15 protein-coding genes are annotated in these 17,161 nt (G+C 35.1%); 10 read left to right on the top strand and 5 right to left on the bottom strand.

All coding sequences use genetic code 11. The features are described 5' to 3' along the window. Positions 1-113 precede the first annotated feature (113 nt). The gene (locus tag MHI39_RS25565; protein ID WP_058006805.1) at positions 114-1,130 is read right to left on the bottom strand and encodes a DUF1646 family protein; all 1,017 of its coding nucleotides are present in this window, start codon (positions 1,128-1,130) and stop codon (positions 114-116) included. A gap of 410 nt (positions 1,131-1,540) precedes the next feature. Between MHI39_RS25565 and MHI39_RS25560 the strand changes: the two genes are divergently transcribed. Both MHI39_RS25560 and MHI39_RS25555 read left to right on the top strand, forming a co-directional pair. After that, positions 1,541-2,305, top strand: coding sequence for a threonine/serine exporter family protein (locus tag MHI39_RS25560; protein ID WP_058006806.1), 765 nt, complete (start codon positions 1,541-1,543; stop codon positions 2,303-2,305). Positions 2,306-2,356: 51 nt separating this feature from the next. Next, positions 2,357-2,794, top strand: coding sequence for a threonine/serine exporter family protein (locus MHI39_RS25555; RefSeq protein WP_058006807.1), 438 nt, complete (start codon positions 2,357-2,359; stop codon positions 2,792-2,794). Positions 2,795-3,021: 227 nt separating this feature from the next. Here the strand turns inward: MHI39_RS25555 and MHI39_RS25550 are convergent, their stop codons facing one another. After that, complete coding sequence (locus tag MHI39_RS25550) at positions 3,022-3,621, bottom strand: undecaprenyl-diphosphatase (protein WP_212945020.1); 600 nt, start codon at positions 3,619-3,621, stop codon at positions 3,022-3,024. Positions 3,622-3,842: 221 nt separating this feature from the next. Here MHI39_RS25550 and asnB point away from each other — a divergent pair, with 221 nt between their 5' ends. The 6 genes from asnB to phnE (MHI39_RS25520) all read left to right on the top strand — a co-directional run bounded on the left by asnB (position 3,843) and on the right by phnE (MHI39_RS25520) (position 10,218). After that, positions 3,843-5,690: an asparagine synthase (glutamine-hydrolyzing) gene (asnB, locus tag MHI39_RS25545; RefSeq protein WP_058006809.1), complete on the top strand. Its 1,848-nt coding sequence runs from the start codon at positions 3,843-3,845 to the stop codon at positions 5,688-5,690. A gap of 130 nt (positions 5,691-5,820) precedes the next feature. Then, entirely contained in the window at positions 5,821-7,053 is a 1,233-nt protein-coding gene (locus MHI39_RS25540; RefSeq protein WP_058006810.1) for a DEAD/DEAH box helicase, read from the top strand. 66 nt (positions 7,054-7,119) lie between these two features. Then, positions 7,120-7,248 (top strand): hypothetical protein, encoded by a 129-nt coding sequence (locus MHI39_RS25535; RefSeq protein WP_257234359.1) that lies wholly within the window; start codon positions 7,120-7,122, stop codon positions 7,246-7,248. Positions 7,249-7,880: 632 nt separating this feature from the next. After that, a complete protein-coding gene (phnC, locus tag MHI39_RS25530) occupies positions 7,881-8,654 on the top strand; it encodes a phosphonate ABC transporter ATP-binding protein (protein ID WP_058006889.1) in 774 nt (257 codons plus the stop codon). Continuing rightward, positions 8,651-9,430 carry a phosphonate ABC transporter, permease protein PhnE gene (gene phnE, locus MHI39_RS25525; protein ID WP_058006888.1) on the top strand — a complete coding sequence of 260 codons (780 nt, stop codon included), beginning with the start codon at positions 8,651-8,653 and terminating at the stop codon, positions 9,428-9,430. Before phnC ends, phnE (MHI39_RS25525) begins: the two co-directional genes overlap by 4 nt. Continuing rightward, entirely contained in the window at positions 9,427-10,218 is a 792-nt protein-coding gene (phnE, locus tag MHI39_RS25520; protein ID WP_058006887.1) for a phosphonate ABC transporter, permease protein PhnE, read from the top strand. Before phnE (MHI39_RS25525) ends, phnE (MHI39_RS25520) begins: the two co-directional genes overlap by 4 nt. 218 nt (positions 10,219-10,436) lie before the next feature. On the opposite strand, the gene MHI39_RS25515 is transcribed toward phnE (MHI39_RS25520), so the two are convergent. Next, complete coding sequence (locus tag MHI39_RS25515) at positions 10,437-11,387, bottom strand: phosphate/phosphite/phosphonate ABC transporter substrate-binding protein (RefSeq protein ID WP_342540436.1); 951 nt, start codon at positions 11,385-11,387, stop codon at positions 10,437-10,439. Positions 11,388-11,754: 367 nt separating this feature from the next. On the opposite strand from MHI39_RS25515, the gene MHI39_RS25510 reads away from it, so the two are divergent. Beyond that, on the top strand, positions 11,755-13,326 hold the full coding sequence (locus tag MHI39_RS25510) for a bifunctional UDP-sugar hydrolase/5'-nucleotidase (protein ID WP_058006885.1): 1,572 nt from the start codon (positions 11,755-11,757) through the stop codon (positions 13,324-13,326). 44 nt (positions 13,327-13,370) lie between these two features. Here MHI39_RS25510 and MHI39_RS25505 read toward each other — a convergent pair whose 3' ends face one another. Beyond that, positions 13,371-13,784, bottom strand: a complete 414-nt coding sequence (locus MHI39_RS25505) for a hypothetical protein (RefSeq protein ID WP_058006884.1) — start codon at positions 13,782-13,784, stop codon at positions 13,371-13,373. 311 nt (positions 13,785-14,095) lie between these two features. Here MHI39_RS25505 and MHI39_RS25500 point away from each other — a divergent pair, with 311 nt between their 5' ends. Further along, the gene (locus MHI39_RS25500) at positions 14,096-15,478 is read left to right on the top strand and encodes an L-cystine transporter (RefSeq protein ID WP_058006883.1); all 1,383 of its coding nucleotides are present in this window, start codon (positions 14,096-14,098) and stop codon (positions 15,476-15,478) included. Between the two features lie 65 nt (positions 15,479-15,543). On the opposite strand, the gene MHI39_RS25495 is transcribed toward MHI39_RS25500, so the two are convergent. Then, positions 15,544-17,058 (bottom strand): acetyl-CoA hydrolase/transferase family protein, encoded by a 1,515-nt coding sequence (locus MHI39_RS25495; protein ID WP_058006934.1) that lies wholly within the window; start codon positions 17,056-17,058, stop codon positions 15,544-15,546. Positions 17,059-17,161: the final 103 nt, after the last annotated feature.

Raw genomic sequence — 17,161 nt, 5'->3', positions numbered from 1 at the left:
AAAGGGAATGGATGATCTAATAAGATACTCCATTCCTTTTTTTCGTTTAGTCTTTTCAAATAGATGAATAAAGGTGATTTTTAAGAATAGAAACAAAGCTGTTGAAAAGAGCACTAGCTAATAAGAAAAAGCACAATAAAGTATATAACCATGGCACTTAACCCTACTGGAATTCCGAACTTTGCCCACTCTTTACTAGAAATTTTTAATTTTCCAGCTGCAATAATATTTGGTATATTTCCTGGTACAAGAATTCCACCACTTATTAGGAGTCCGAGTAGAATTGCTTTAATCGTTGCTCCATCCATTGCAGGGCTAATTTCAGCTGCAGCTAATGTAGCATTATCCAATATTGCCGAGATCATATTAATCCAATATAAGACGAATGGACTTAAATCTAGTAAGTACTCTTTAATTAATGGCTCAAATCCAGCCCCTAGTAACGTGAGCCCCATTACAAAGAGATAGATCTTTAGTGCTCGAATAATTATTTCACCATATCCTTCGGCCGACTGATCACTCTTCAGTCCGTTCTCATCATTTTTCGGCTTTACTAAAATCGCAGCTAATAGACCAAAGATAACAACAGCTGATATCACTTCCGGTCCAATTAAATGAATTAAATAGAAGAAGTCTGCATGTAGCTTACTAATTGCAAGTGTAGATAAAGGCTCACCAATGGGTGTTAAAGCAGCCCCTAACCCAATGGAGAAACAGGCTAAGACAACTAGGCGAAGTTCTGACTTTCGATCTAGACGAAGAACACTAACGATTAATACCAATATGAGTGCAGCAATTATTGCAGTGATAATACTCGAAATGAGACCCAATAGAATAACAATCAAGGCGAAAAAAAGTGGATATGGAACTGCACGACTGATGCTTTGAATGATTTTCTCAAGTGGTCGCTGTAGCCATTTAAACAATAATCCTGCAATGAAGACTGCTAAAGTAATCTTAATGGGATCCTCTAATGCCTTCATTATTAAGGGTCTATCTAACACTCCACTGACTAATACAGCAGCTAGTCCCATTATGAATAAAAAGACTTCCAAATTATGCTCTACAAACTTAATAGAAAATGGTAATAGTAAAACACATAGTAAAATAATGATTAATCCTAGTAGCATAGAAACGTTCCTTTTCACATAGATTTAATGATGTTATTCATTAATAACAACACTCTTATTATTTTAGTATAAATAGAAAGAAAAATAACTTCAATAAAATTGACAAAATTCATTGACTTTTCAATTATTATATAAATAATAAGAGGACTGTTTGCAAGACCTTTTTAGGTATAAAAAAATAATAAAAGCCGATTTTCTTCGGCTCTAATCCTATATATTTATTTTTACAAAGGTTATTGTTTCTTCCAAAAGAAACAATATTCGTAGGTATGTATGCAAAATTATATTCATTAGTTTTAATATAAAAGTGTAAAGAAATAGAAAAGATTAAATTCTTGTAAAGAACAACGCTTTTTTTAAACTTTATGATAAGATATAGGATATTTATACTGAATAAATGGAGATTATAAATGGAAAATCAATCAGCTCTAACATATAAAGTGGTAGAAACATGTTTGCTTGCAGGGAAGATCATGCTTCAGAGTGGTGCTGAAACGTATCGAGTGGAGGATACGATGACAAGGATCGCTGAATCGTTTGGCATTTTGCACACACATAGTTTTGTAACGCCAACAGGGATTATATTTTCTATTGATGGATCAGAGCCTACGAAGCTTGTTCGTGTATCGGAACGATCCACGGATTTAAAAAAGGTAACGATTGTAAATAGTATTTCCAGAAAGTTAACAGGTAGAGAGATATCATTAAATGAAGCATGGGATGAATTAAAAATAATAGAAAAAACAAATTTTGCTTACCCTATTTGGATTCAAATCACAGCTGCAGCTATCGCTAGTGGATGCTTTATGATCATGTTTAATGGTGGTTGGGGTGATTTTATTCCATCGGTTATAACTGGTGGCTTAGGCTTTACTGGTCTAATTTATTTACATCGAATTGTAAAGGTGAAATTTTTTTCAGAATGTCTCTCCTCCCTTATCATCGGATTAATGGCAATAACTTTTGTAAAGCTGGGCATTGGTCATGAACTAGATAAAATTATTATTGGATCAGTTATGCCACTTGTTCCAGGATTACTTATTACGAATGCCGTTCGTGATTTAATGGCTGGTCATCTTGTATCTGGAATATCAAAGGGTGCTGAAGCGTTTTTAACCGCCTTCGCTATAGGAACCGGAATCGCTGTAGTAATATCACTCTTTTCAATGATATAGGGAAAAGCGTAAGCGCTAAAATGGAATCGGTAGGAAAGGAATATGAGTTTCATGATTGAACAACTTATCACTAGCTTAATAGCAACGGGTGCGTTTGGGATTATCTTTAATATACCGAGGAAAAAGCTATTTTTATGCGGCCTCGTTGGTATGTTGGGTTGGTTTGTATATATTTTACTTATGTCATCCTATGCAAATGCTGCAGTAGCAAGTTTAGTGGCAGCCTTTGTCATTGCTGTAATCAGTCAAGTTTTTGCCAAGATATATAAAGCACCGATTATTATTTTTAGTGTGTCTGGAATTATTCCGCTTGTTCCGGGTGGAATGTCCTATGATGCCATGCGCCATTTTGTCGCTAATGATTATAATACGGCACTTCAACTAGCAGCTAAAGCATTTATGATATCCGGTGCAATTGCTATTGGTATTGTGTTTGCAGAGGTTATCAATCAAATGATCAAAAGTGTTTGGCAAAAGAAAACAACATAGAAATAAAAAGGCTGTTTTCGTATAGTTTGTTGCTTATGTAAAAGCCCAACTACCGGCTTTTTCTCCCCATAAAGGATTCTAGCGTGTCGTCTTATGGAGATCGCAGCTCTTTTCTTAGTGAAATGAAACGTGTAGCGATCCTTAGTTGTATTAGTTATAACTTTATTTAAATAGCAACAATGTTTAAAAAAAAGAGTCAATAAAAAAGAGGTTACCTAGATAACCTCTTAAAAATTTTCTGTCTTATTTTTAGAAGGGAGAATTCTCTGTTCAATTCTCTCATAGCCTTTTAGTATTTTTGTGATTAGGGAGATTTTTGGAACAAGCCAATACGCAAATAGTGCTGAAATAATCCCTATTATAGCACCAGTCATTACATCTACTGGATAATGAACCCCTACCCATACTCGAGAGATAGCTACTAAAATCGCAAGTGTAATCCATAACCACCATTCTTTTTTTCGAACGAGCCAAAAGGAAAAGCAAATCGAGAAGAAGATGATAGAGTGATCACTTGGAAAAGAATTATCTATTCCATGTTCAATAAGTTGACTAACATTTGGAAGTACGGCGAACGGTTGGTGATGGGAATAAAATTGGCCAGCAATTTTCCCGATAATCTCAGCAAGAATAACTGTTACCACAGATTGAATAACCATCATTCTATTTTTTTTGTTTCGGGTAAACCAATGAAGAATCATTGCAAGAAACAAAAAATATAGCAGATACTCTGCAATAAAGACGACAACAGGATTTAAAAATGAATAATCCTTTCCTAAATTATTAATCATTCGGAAAGCATCAATATTTAATTCGGAAAACGACAATATTCTTCCTCCTAATTCAAAAAACTATCAATGATCAAAAAATCATCAATGTTTGTATTATATAACAAACTGCTGTTATATAACTACCTTATTCTATTACAATTTCCTTACATCCTTGTAAGGAAAACACCTCAAATATTTTATGGACAACTCAACGAATAGGCATTCGCACATATAATAAGTATCAGTTTTTTAGATCTTGGATGGAGGAGATGCTTTAGATGTGCGGAATAACTGGATGGATTGACTATAAGACAAATTTATTAAATAAGCAGGACACTATTCAAATGATGACAGAGACATTATCAAAACGTGGACCTGATGATACAAATATTTGGTTAACAAGGAATGCTGCTTTCGGTCATAAGCGATTAGTAGTAGTGGATCCTTTATGTGGTGTTCAACCAATGTCTCGAAAGAAGGAAGACTATACTTATACACTTTGTTATAATGGCGAGCTATATAACACGGAAGACATTCGTAAGGAACTTCTAAGCAAGGGATATCGATTTCAAGGACATTCAGATACGGAAGTTTTGTTATCTGCCTATATGGAGTGGGAAGAGGATTGTATCCATCATTTTAATGGGATATTTGCTTTTGCAATTTGGGACGAAAAGAAGCAGCAATTATTTGCAGCGAGAGATCGGTTGGGGGTAAAACCACTTTTTTATAGGGAGCATAATGGTGGATTATTATTTGGATCAGAATTAAAGGCAATATTAGCTCATCCAGAAGTTAAACCAGAGCTTGGAAGAGATGGACTATCTGAAATATTTGGGCTAGGACCATCGAGAACACCAGGACATGGAATCTTTCAAGGAATTAATGAGTTAAGGCCTGCATTCGCATTGACCTTCTCAAAGAACGGAATGAGACAGTGGAGGTATTGGAATGTTAAGAGTGAAAGGCATCTTGATTCATTAGAGGAAACAGCTGAAAAAATTAACTATTTATTTAAAGATGCTGTAACAAGGCAGCTAGTATCGGATGTTCCAATTTGTACGTTTTTATCAGGAGGAGTCGACTCCAGCGCCATCACAGCTATAGCGGCAAACCACTTCAAGGAAAATAATGAAGGTCCGTTGCACACATTCTCTATCGATTATGAAGGAAATGATCAGTATTTTAAGGCAAATGAATTTCAGCCAAATGCAGATTCTTATTGGATTGAGAAAATGACACAAAGCTTTGGAACTATTCATCATTCAAGTATTATAGGGCAGGAAGAGCTAGCTGAGTATTTAAAGGAGGCAGTTTTAGTTCGAGACACTCCTGGAATGGCAGATGTGGATTCCTCTCTGTTATGGTTTTGTAAAGAGATCAAAAAGGATTTTGTTGTAAGTTTATCAGGAGAGTGTGCAGATGAGATTTTCGGAGGCTACCCATGGTTTTATCGAGAAGAGGATTTAGCTAGGAATGGATTTCCATGGATGCGTTCGATTGACGAACGAGTCGATTTGCTAAAAGATGGTTGGAGTAAAAAGCTAAATATCGAAGATTACGTTTTAACAAAATATGAAGAGACTGTCCAAGAAACACCAATTCTTGAAGGAGAGTCACTTTTAGAGGCGAAGAGACGCCAATTGTTTTATTTAAATATGATTTGGTTTATGACTACATTACTAGATAGAAAAGATCGAATGAGTATGGGGGCAAGTTTAGAGGTACGTGTTCCGTTTGCTGATCATCGATTAGTGGAATATGTTTGGAATATCCCTTGGGAGATGAAAATGTATGGGAATCGTGAAAAAGGTTTACTGCGAAAAGCATTAGAAAATATTTTACCTGCTGAAGTTTTATATCGTAAAAAAAGTCCATATCCAAAAACCCATCATCCAGTATATACAAAGGTTGTTAAGCAGTGGCTAAATGATATTTTAGAGGATAAAAATTCAATTTTATATGAAATGTTAAAGGCAGACCGATTAAAGGAAATTGTTGAAACAGAAGGAAGGGCGTTTCAAGTACCATGGTTTGGCCAATTAATGACAGGACCTCAATTACTTGCGTATTTAGCACAAATACACTACTGGTTTGATGAATATGGAATTAATATTAAGGAATAATGTTATGATATTTAGTGATAACATCGATATAGATGTTATCACTTTATTTTGTATGAGAAATGATAATAATGAATAGTAAACAGTTTTATGTAAATATTTTTTAATGCCAACTGAGAGAAAAGGAGCAATCATGGGAGATTTTTTAACAATCGGTGTACAACCGATTATACAGAAGCAGCTTAAAGCAAATGGAATACATGAACCAACAGCCATACAGGAGGAAGTAATCCCATTACTTTTAAAAGGCAGTGATGTGATTGCACAAGCACAAACTGGAACGGGAAAAACACTAGCTTTCCTTTTACCAATTTTAGAGAGAATTGATTCGGCTAATCCTACTGTTCAAGCTTTAATTGTTACGCCTACAAGGGAACTTGCTTTGCAAATTACAGCTGAATTAAAACAATTGACAACTGCACTGGACACGATAAATAGTCTAGCTATTTATGGGGGACAAGATGTAGAGCAACAATTAAAACGATTAAAAGGAGCTATCCATATTATTGTTAGTACACCAGGTAGACTACTGGATCATGTAAGAAGAGGAACGGTAGATTTATCTACTGTTTCGATGTTTGTATTAGATGAAGCAGATCAAATGTTACATCTAGGGTTCTTACCAGAGGTAGAGGATATTATCTCTGCATTATCAAAAAAAAGACAAACGATGCTTTTTTCTGCAACGATGACGAAACAAGTGAGCTCGATTGCAAAGGAGTATATGAATAATCCAATTAGTATCCGGGTGCAAAGTAAGCAAGTGACTTTGGATAAAATTGATCAATTCGTTATTGAAACGACGGATCGTGCTAAACAAGCAAGCCTTCGTATGATGATGGATGAGCACCGTCCTTTTTTAGCAATTATTTTTTGTAGAACAAAGAGAAGGGTAAGTACATTAACTGATGCTCTAAAAGGATATGGCTATAATACAGAAGAGCTCCATGGTGATTTATCGCAAGCAAAGCGGGAAAAAGTGATGAAGAGCTTTCGAGAGGCGAAAATACAATATTTAGTTGCAACAGATGTCGCTGCAAGAGGAATAGATGTTGAAGGCGTTACACATGTGTTTAATTATGATATTCCTCAAGATGTAGAAAGTTATATTCATCGAATTGGAAGAACTGGTAGAGCAGGCGGGAAAGGAATGGCGTTCACATTTGTGGCTCCAAAGGATCGCTCCTACCTCGAGATGATTGAAAAAGGAATACGTCAGAAATTAGATAGGATAAATATCCAATTGCCTAATAACCAATCAGAAATGAATTCAATGGAAATAAAAACAAAGAAGAAGCCTCAGAAAAGTTACCGTAAATCTGAAAAACCAGCTTTAAACACAAGAAAGTCAAAAAGAAGAAGATAGAGTTTGCATAATATCTCTACGTTTATTCAAACTATCATTGTAATATATAAAAAGGAGATGGATATGATGGGAAGAACAAAACGTGGGAATGCTAATGCTCAAAGAAATAATAATGTAAAAAATCACAATGAAATTAGTGAGGAATTGGTCGAATTCCATACAGATAAAAAAGGAAAAACAAAAAAGAAACAGTAAAGCGGTAGGCATTTGCCTACCTTTTTAATTTAATGGATGCTGAACTTATTACATAGGGAATTTGTTAATTTAAAACAAAAAATTTATCTATATTTGTCTAAAATTAATGTTGAATCTAGGTCAATTTTAGTAGATAATGAATAATGGGAGAGAACCTTCTAAATTCTCCCAAAACTTTATTATATCTTAAAGTAAGAATAGAAGACTAGAAAAATCATTGCAAAAAGGTTGTTTTTTTACAAATTTTTGAAGCTTTAAAATATTCAACAGAAATGCTTCTATTATCTCCTTGGTTGTATTTACCTTGTTATTTCTCACATTTTCAGAATTGTCCATGTACATTTTTATGTATAATAGAAAAGTAGGGTATATTCCTTTTTTAGCATAAGAAATCATTTTGTATGTTAAAGGAGATAAGTTCATGAGAATTATATTTTTCTACTTTTAGAGTGGAAAGAAAAAGTTTTGTAAAAAAGTAAACTGTAATGAGTTTAAGCGAGTTTACTGGTAAAAAAAAGATGTTGTAAGATTATTTTTTGTCCAATTTTTTTGCTTAAGTATTTCCTAAATTGCCAGTCTATTTTTACTTTTGCTGTATAAGAAAATAATCCAAAAGGGGAAATAATTTAAAAATGATAGAATTTAAAAATGTATCTAAAGTTTACCCTAATGGGACGAAAGGCCTGAAAAATGTAAACCTTACCATTAATAAAGGCGATTTTGTTGTTATTGTTGGGTTATCAGGTGCTGGTAAATCAACGCTTCTTCGTTCTATTAACCGTCTTCATGAAATTACAGAAGGTGAAATTTTAATTGATGGTAAATCAATTACTGCAGCAAAAGGAAAGTCCCTTCGCCATATCCGACGTGACATTGGTATGATTTTCCAAAACTTCAATCTTGTAAAACGTTCTTCCGTTTTGCGTAATGTATTATCAGGTCGAGTAGCTTATCATTCAACAGTACGAACTCTATTAGGCATGTTTCCAAAAGAGGATGTTGAACTAGCCATCAATGCACTTGATCGTGTGAATATTAAAGAGAAAGCGTATTCACGTGCGGATGAGCTATCTGGAGGACAACAACAACGTGTATCTATTGCTCGTGCATTAGCACAAGAAGCAAAGATTATTCTAGCGGATGAGCCTGTAGCGTCACTTGATCCTTTTACTACTAGACAAGTAATGGATGATTTAAAACGAATTAATCAAGAATTAGGGATAACAACGATTGTAAACTTGCACTTCGTTGACTTAGCTCGTCAATATGCTACTCGTATTATAGGTATACGCGCTGGAGAAGTCGTATATGATGGTCCTGTTGAAGAAGCTACTGATGAGGTTTTCTCTCAAATCTATGGTCGCGAGATTAAGAAAGATGAGATGCTAGGAGAGACAGATCAATGAGTTCAGTAAAGGTGAAAAAACCGTCTAGAATGAAAGGTATCGTCACGCTCATCCTAATTATTGTTATTTTATGGGCGAGTGCATTAAATACTGAGGTATCATTTCAAAAGCTGTGGGCTGGTCTGCCAAACATGGGGACACTTCTAGAGGAAATGTTTCCTCCAGATTGGAGCTATTTCAAATCAATCACAGAGCCAATGCTTGCTACGATTCGAATGGCTGTTCTAGGTACAACCTTTGGTGGAATTGTTGCGATCCCAGTTGCATTACTATCATCCAGTAATGTAGTACGAATTCCTGTTATTTATCAGATTGCAAGATTTATCATGAATCTTATCCGTACAATCCCAGAGCTATTATTAGCCGCTCTGTTTGTTCCTATTTTTGGAATCGGTGAAATCCCTGGTATTCTAGCAATTTCTGTATTTTCCTTTGGTATTATAGCGAAACTTTTTTATGAAGCAATTGAGGCGATTGATCCGGGCCCATTAGAAGCAATGACGGCTGTAGGAGCAAACAAGATCCAATGGATTTTCTTTGGTGTCATTCCTCAGGTTCTTGCTCATTATATGTCATTTTTCTTATATAGCTTTGAAATTAATATTCGTGCCGCAGCTATTCTCGGATATGTAGGAGCAGGGGGTATTGGTTTATTCCTTAATAATGCTTTAGGATTTTTCCAATACGATCGCGTATTATCGATTATTATTTATACCTTTATCGTGGTTCTCATTGTTGATGCGATAAGTAATAAGATTCGGGAGAAATTACTATGAGTCAAATAAAAAAACCACTAAGTAAACGAATAAGAAATTGGGCCATTTTTGTCATTGTTATTGCCATCTACGTATGGGCATTTGCAGGTGCCCCGTCGATGGTATTAAAGGATTCAGCTATTCAAGCACTTAAAGCAATTTTTCATGGATTTCTTCATCCTGATTGGGATTATATCTATGATCCAGCAGGAGAGGATTTACTTCGTACCTTACTTGAAACATTAGCGATTGCTGTATTAGGGACATTTATCTCAGCTATACTTTGTGTACCATTCGCGTTTTGGTCAGCAAGAAATATGAGTAAGAATAGAGCTATTTCAAGTCTTGGGAAAATCATATTAAGCTGTATTCGTGTATTTCCAGAGCTAATCATGGCATTATTATTTATTAAGTCTGTTGGTTTAGGACCATTTGCCGGCATTCTTGCTTTAGGATTTCATTCAATTGGTATGTTAGGGAAGCTATTTGGTGAGTCGATTGAGAATACTGAATTTAGTGCAAGAGAGGCTTTAATCGCTTCTGGAGCGAATAAGCTACAAGTTTTATGGTTTGCGATTATTCCTGAGGTAATGCCAGCGTTCATGTCCTACACATTATATCGATTTGAAATTAGTGTACGTTCAGCAACTATTCTCGGTATCGTAGGAGCGGGGGGAATTGGTGCCCCATTAATCTTTGCATTGAATGGTCACTCATGGGATCGTGTAGGGATTATATTATACGGAATCATTGTCATGGTAACAATTATTGACTTAATTTCTGCTGCAATTCGTAAACGTTTAGTTTAATAAATTTAAAGGAAGGGACGCTGGCTATCAGCGTTCTTTTTTTATAATTAACTAAGTATAAATTGGGCTGTTTCTGTGGGTCTCATTCTAACTCTTCGAGATTTTATGTTGATTCGGTGCAAAAGAGTTCTCTTCTGCTTTTATTTTGGAGATAATAGGTTTGCTAAATATTATGTATAAAAAAGAAGAAGCGCCAATATGACGCTTCTTCTTTTTTATTATTTACCGACTTCTGCAATCTTTTTAGTGTAATCACGAACTACATCAAAGTTAGAGTCGTCAGATTTTTTATAGCCAACATGTGAATAGATTGCTTGGATAATTTCTTTACCCTTTTCATCTTCACCAATTTTTACGAATGCATCTGCAATTTTATCTTTCCATGCTTGATCCATATCAGGGCGAACACTGATTGTATCATTTGGAATTTTATCTGTTGTGAATAGATAGTGTGTATCTTTATAAACATTTGGATATTCTTTTTCAACGATATTACGTGCATCAACGAATAATGCTGCAGCATCAACATCTCCACTTAGGACACCTTGAACGCCTTTATCATGTCCTTGAAGCTGAATGCCTGTTACATCTTTTTGTGCGTCAACGCCGTCTTTCTTCATTTCAACAGCTGGCCATACATATCCTGCTGAAGAAGTTGGAGCTTGCCAGCCGATTGTTTTGCCTTTTAAGTCTTTAATGCTATTAATACCAGAGTCATTTTTTACAAGAATTCCAGATAAGTAGTAATCTACTAATTCATCCGTATTTTTTCCTGTTTCAGGATCAACTGCATAACGTAATGCTTGAAGTAATACATCTGCATAGCCTTTTTCGTGTGCTAATACATAGTCAGTAGGTGGTAGGAAACCAAGGTCAAGTTGTTTAGAACCCATTGCTTCAACTACACCATTGTAGTCAGTTGTTACTTGAACTTTAACAGGGATATCAAGTTCTTTTTCTAGTAGGTCTGCTAAAGGTTTTGCTTTTGCTTCTAATGTCTCAGCATTTTGAGATGGTACGAAACCAATTGTTAGTTCTTTTGGAACATAATTTTTGCTATCTGATTTTTTGTCGCCATTCTTTGCTTCGTCATCGCCTTTGCCGCAGCCAACCATTACAATGGCAACTACACCAAGTGCGAGGAATAATGCAGCAAATTTTTTAAGCATACATGTACCTCCGAATGTAAAAAGTTTTTTTGAATACGCTTTAAGCATATAATATTTTTAATATAAAGGAAATAAGAAAATTGCATTTCTATTAAATTTTTTGAAGAACTATGTCTATTGTTATAGTAGTATTAAATTGATGTAAAAAAATATGTATTTTTTGTAAAGGTTTCCTAGAATATTAATAATTCTGAAATAATTAGGGGTTGTTCCTCAATTACTATATGGTAGAGAGAGTTCATATTTTTAGTTTATAATAAAGAGTAAGAATTAGGTCCTTTTTTTAACTTGTTTTTACCTAAAAGGACGTAAAAAGATATAAGAAATACATATAAAAAAACAGCTAATGATATAAGGATGGGTAAAAATGAAAAAGATGAATATAACAATACTTGAAACTAGTGATGTACATGGTAGCATCTTTCCGATAAATTATGGGACAAATAAAGAAGCAGATGTAGGGCTTGGTAAGATTGCTTCATTAATTAAACAGGAAAGACAAAAGAATGAAAATACAATTCTAATTGATAATGGAGATTTAATCCAAGGCACACCTTTAACTTATCATTATGCCAGAATTAATCATGAACGTCCTAATCCAATGGTTCTTTTAGCGAATGAATTACGATATGATGCAGCTGTCTTTGGTAATCATGAATTTAATTATGGAAAGGAAGTTCTTAGATCAGCTGTGAATGAATCAAACTTTCCTTGGTTATCAGCTAATATTATGAATAAAGAAACAGGGGAGCCTTATTATGGTTGTCCGTACTTAATAAAGGATGTTAATGGTGTGAAGGTAGGAATCTTAGGATTAACAACACCATATATTCCAAATTGGGAGCAACCGGAAAATATTGAAGGCATCGATTTTGTGAATCCTGTGGAAGAAGCAAAGAAGTGGGTGAAATATCTCCGTGAAGAGTTGGATGTAGATATTGTGATTGTGTCTTATCATGGAGGATTTGAGCGTGATTTAGAAACAGGAGAACCGACTGAAACGTTAACTGGGGAGAATCAAGGGTATCAAATTTGTCAGGAGGTTGAAGGCATCGATGTCTTATTAACTGGCCATCAGCATCGACAAATTGAAGACCAAATGATAAATGGTGTGATCGTAGTGCAGCCGGGAAATAATGGGATAGCTTTAGGAAAGGTTTCTCTGCAGCTTGAAAATCAGGAAGGGATATGGAAGATCGTTAAAAAGACTTCTGCATTACTTCCAGTGATCGGTGTTCAAGCTGATTTGGATTTGCTCGATCAAGTAAGAGAATATGAACAAGCAACCCAGGAATGGTTGGACCAACCAATTGGTAAAATTGAAGGAGATATGGTTGTGAATAATCCAATGGAAATTAGAATGGGAGACAATGCATTGATTGAATTCTTTAATCATGTACAGATGGATGTTGCTGATGTAGAGATATCTAATACCGCTTTATTTGATAATCAGTCTCCTGGACTTACAGAGAATGTGACAATGAGGGATGTTGTTTCGAATTACATCTATCCTAATACATTAAAGGTCATTCGTATTTCTGGAGCTGATATGAAAGAAGCTTTAGAGCGTTCGGCATCGTACTTTAAACAGTATGATGGTGGAGAGGTTGAGGTGAATCCTGCATTTACTACGCCAAAGCCACAGCATTTTAACTATGATATGTGGGAAGGCATAGAGTATGTTATTGATATTCGTAAGCCTGTTGGAGAGCGAATCGTGAAACTTGAATTCAAAGGAGCCCCGGTAGACCCTAATCATGAATATGATGTTGTTATGAACAATTATCGAGCTGGTGGTGGGGGAGAATACTTTATGTATAAAGATAAACCTGTCATTAAAGATATTCCTACGGATGTATCAGAACTTATTGCTAATTATATTTTAGAAAAGAAAGTCGTTACAGCAACAGTTAATCATAATTGGAAAGTTATTTATTAAGATATAAATGAAAGGAGGCTACCCAGTGGCAGCCTTCTTTTTTTTTATGCCATGTTCAGCATAAGTAACATCGCGACGATCGCAATAATAGGAAAAGCCAAAATCATCATGAGGCCAATAAATGTAAAGGAGCGAATGAATGCTTTTATCTCCTCGGTCACATCGACTTTTGATTGCAAAAAAATGAATAGTACACCAAATAATGTTGCGATAATGGTTATAGCGATAGGAATCAGTAAATCAGCTGTACTAGATACTGGGCGTGTATTCATAAAACCGAATACCACTAAAATAATTGGAATAATTTCAATGATGGCATTTGCTATAAAAAATTTCGTTTGTATTTTTCCTTGATCAACTGGATTATCCTTCATCTTATCGATATGGAATTTAAAATTAACAGAAATTCCGATCACCGCAATGAGTACGGCGAACACAAAATAATAAACGGAATGCATGTTTATCCTCCTTTATTTAAAAAAATTTCGTTGTTTATTATATGTACGAATTTAAAGGATTTTTAGTTTCGTTATTTAACTAGAGAAACTTTTCTTTAGTGTATGAATAGTGGGTGAATACATATGATAAAAAAACATAGATTAAAGTAATTCCTACTTGACTGATTGGATTAATTATAATATAGTTTTGCTTGCAATAAAAAAACAATTGGCTTTGTTAAGAACGATGTTGCTGGTTAACTTAACCAATTTGAGGAAAGAAAATCAACAATACTGTTTAACAGCGCTATTTTATTTTAAGGGGGATAAAAGTGAACACTTTTCTTGTTATTATTAATATTGTTGTTTTGTTACTTTTAATCTTCGGCCTTTTTATTATGCAAAAGAAGCATGTTTCCTTTTCAAAACGTGTATTCGCTGGATTAGGTCTAGGACTTATTTTTGGTTTTATCATTCACTTGATTTATGGTACGACGTCGAAAGTAACAATTAATACTATAGATTGGTTTAATATTGTAGGTAGTGGTTATGTGAAATTACTTCAAATGGTCGTTATGCCACTTGTTTTTATTTCCATTGTCGGTGCTTTTACAAAATTAAAACTTACGAAAAACCTTGGGAAAATAAGCTTTTTAGTTATAGGAATCTTATTGGGAACAACAGCGATCTCTGCTGCTGTTGGCATTGGCTCAGCATTAAGCTTTAATTTAGATGGAATTCATTTAAATCAAGGTGAAGCTGAAGCTGCGAGAAACGCAGAGTTGCAAGAAAAAGTAGTTGGTGTTCAGGGAATGACTATTCCACAACAAATTATAGAATTATTCCCAAGTAACCCATTTCAAGATCTAACAGGTGCTCGTCCAACTTCTACAATTGCAGTCGTTATTTTTGCAGCATTTGTAGGAATTGCCTTTCTAGGTGTAAAACGTAAAGATCCAGAGCATGGTGAGTTTTTTGCAAAAATAATAGATACTATTTATGCCATTATTATGAGGATTGTTACCTTGATCCTTCGATTAACTCCATATGGGGTTTTAGCATTAATTACGAAGGTAACGGCGACAAGTGATTATGGAGCAATTGCTAAGCTTGGAAAGTTTGTTATTGCTTCCTATGTTGCGTTAATTATTATGTTTATTATTCATTTACTTTTAATTGCACTAGTCAAATTAAGTCCAGTCAAATATGTGAGAAAGGCATTACCAACCTTAACATTTGCTTTTACCTCTCGTTCAAGTGCAGGAACACTGCCTTTAAACATTAAAACACAAACTAGCAGTTTTGGTGTTTCTGAAGGGATTGCCAATTTTGCAGGATCATTTGGGTTGTCAATTGGTCAAAATGGATGTGCCGGTATTTATCCAGCTATGCTGGCGATTATGGTAGCTCCTTCAGCGGGAATTAATCCAATGGATCCATCGTTTATTGTGACGCTTATTATTGTTGTTGCCATTAGTTCATTTGGTGTGGCAGGTGTAGGTGGCGGTGCTACATTTGCAGCATTAATAGTGTTATCTGTACTAAACTTACCGATTGCTATTGTTGGATTGCTCATTTCAGTAGAGCCATTAATTGATATGGGCCGTACAGCATTAAATGTAAGTGGAAGTATGACAGCAGGGATATTAACTGGTAAGGTAACAGGAGAACTTGATAAGGAAGTATATCAGCAACATAAAACAATCGAAGCATAATATTATGTAAAATAAAAAGAATGCCCTCAAACTAACTTGACGGCATTCTTTTTTTGTTGGTACAACTAAACTTCATGTATTAGTTGATGCATTGTTCCATTTTTCTCATAATTTATGTGCCAAGAAAGGGCTTTTTCTAGAATATGTGGTGTCTGTCCACCTTTTTGCTTTGCTTCTTCAAAGTATTCAATTAACTGGTCCCGATAAGATGGGTGGACACAGTTTTCGATAATGAGAGGAACCCGCTCGATAGGTGCTAATCCTCTTAAATCAGCATAGCCCTGTTCGGTTACAATGACATCAACATCATGCTCTGTATGGTCGACATGTGAGACAAACGGAACAATGCTTGAAATATCCCCGTTTTTTGCAATGGATTTTGTCACGAAAATCGCTAAACGTGCATTTCTAGCAAAATCTCCTGAACCACCGATTCCATTCATCATATGTGTGCCTCGAACATGGGTGGAGTTTACATTTCCATAAATATCAATTTCAAGGGCTGTATTTATGGATATTAGTCCTAGACGACGGATAATTTCCGGATGGTTTGAAATTTCCTGTGGTCTAAGAATTAAATAATTCTTATATTTATCTAGATTGGAGTATACCTGTTTCATCTTTTCATCTGATAATGTAATGGAACAACAAGAGGCAAATCGTACCTTACCAGCATCAATTAAATCAAAGACTGCATCCTGAAGTACCTCGGAATAGACTTCTAAATTAGTAAAATCAGATTCTAGTAGTCCATGTAGCACTGCATTTGCTACTGAGCCTATCCCAGATTGCAAAGGTGCAAGTTGATTCGTTAATCTGCCAGCTTCAACTTCGCTTTTTAAAAAACGTATTAAGTGATTAGCCATGATTTGTGTTTCCTCATCAGGTGGAACGATCGTAGAGGCTGAATCAACTTGATGAGTGAATACAATACCGGCTATTTTATCACTATGAACAGGAATTCCTACAGATCCAATACGATCATCTACATTTTTTAACAGAATGGGTTCTCTTTCACCTTGCTTCCCTAACTCATAAATATCGTGAAGACCTTCTAAAGCTTGTGGTTGAGCCATATTAATTTCAACAATGACATGCTTTGCCTTTTCAACAAATATAGATGAGTTGCCCACTGAAGTAGAGGGGATAATGAATCCGGATTGATCAATCGAAACCGCTTCCACTATTGCGAAGTCAATAGGATTTAATACATCTGAGCGGATAGCTTCAGCCATATGTGATAAATGCTGATCAACAAAAAGCATTTCTCCTTGATTGATTTTCTTCCTCATCGTGCTGTCTGCTTGGAAAGGCATTCGTTTATGAATCATGCCAGCTTCAGCCATTAATTTATCAATATCTGAGCCTAAGGATGCCCCTGTATATATATTTAATTTCATTGCTTCGTTTTTAGCTCGTTCAATCAATGCGGTTGGAACAGCTTTGGCATCCCCAGCCCGTGTAAAACCGCTTAAACCTAATGTCATTCCATCCTTTATCCATGAAGCAGCTTCTTGGGCAGACACAATTCGATTCATTAAGCGAGGGTCTTTAATATAATTAGGTATATTGATTTCCATTTCTCGTCATCCTTTTATTTCTTTTGAAATATTCTATCAATCAATGAATGCCTGTTCACTAGTTTATGGATGAAAGGGCTTTTATAAAGTGTAAAGCAGAATA

It is taken from the genome of Heyndrickxia sp. FSL K6-6286 (assembly GCF_038630395.1).
In the GTDB taxonomy this organism is placed as follows: domain Bacteria; phylum Bacillota; class Bacilli; order Bacillales; family Bacillaceae_C; genus Heyndrickxia; species Heyndrickxia oleronia.
This window is presented reverse-complemented; position numbering and strand designations above follow the sequence as displayed.

What these genes read in the sequence shown, in the direction of transcription:
- MHI39_RS25565 (WP_058006805.1), bottom strand. Translation starts at nt 1,130, where the DNA reads ATGCTACTAGGATTAATCATTATTTTACTATGTGTTTTACTATTACCA.
- MHI39_RS25560 (WP_058006806.1), top strand. Translation starts at nt 1,541, where the DNA reads ATGGAAAATCAATCAGCTCTAACATATAAAGTGGTAGAAACATGTTTG.
- MHI39_RS25555 (WP_058006807.1), top strand. Translation starts at nt 2,357, where the DNA reads ATGATTGAACAACTTATCACTAGCTTAATAGCAACGGGTGCGTTTGGG.
- asnB (WP_058006809.1), top strand. Translation starts at nt 3,843, where the DNA reads ATGTGCGGAATAACTGGATGGATTGACTATAAGACAAATTTATTAAAT.
- MHI39_RS25540 (WP_058006810.1), top strand. Translation starts at nt 5,821, where the DNA reads ATGGGAGATTTTTTAACAATCGGTGTACAACCGATTATACAGAAGCAG.
- MHI39_RS25535 (WP_257234359.1), top strand. Translation starts at nt 7,120, where the DNA reads ATGGGAAGAACAAAACGTGGGAATGCTAATGCTCAAAGAAATAATAAT.
- phnC (WP_058006889.1), top strand. Translation starts at nt 7,881, where the DNA reads ATGATAGAATTTAAAAATGTATCTAAAGTTTACCCTAATGGGACGAAA.
- phnE (WP_058006888.1), top strand. Translation starts at nt 8,651, where the DNA reads ATGAGTTCAGTAAAGGTGAAAAAACCGTCTAGAATGAAAGGTATCGTC.
- phnE (WP_058006887.1), top strand. Translation starts at nt 9,427, where the DNA reads ATGAGTCAAATAAAAAAACCACTAAGTAAACGAATAAGAAATTGGGCC.
- MHI39_RS25515 (WP_342540436.1), bottom strand. Translation starts at nt 11,387, where the DNA reads ATGCTTAAAAAATTTGCTGCATTATTCCTCGCACTTGGTGTAGTTGCC.
- MHI39_RS25510 (WP_058006885.1), top strand. Translation starts at nt 11,755, where the DNA reads ATGAAAAAGATGAATATAACAATACTTGAAACTAGTGATGTACATGGT.
- MHI39_RS25505 (WP_058006884.1), bottom strand. Translation starts at nt 13,784, where the DNA reads ATGCATTCCGTTTATTATTTTGTGTTCGCCGTACTCATTGCGGTGATC.
- MHI39_RS25495 (WP_058006934.1), bottom strand. Translation starts at nt 17,058, where the DNA reads ATGGAAATCAATATACCTAATTATATTAAAGACCCTCGCTTAATGAAT.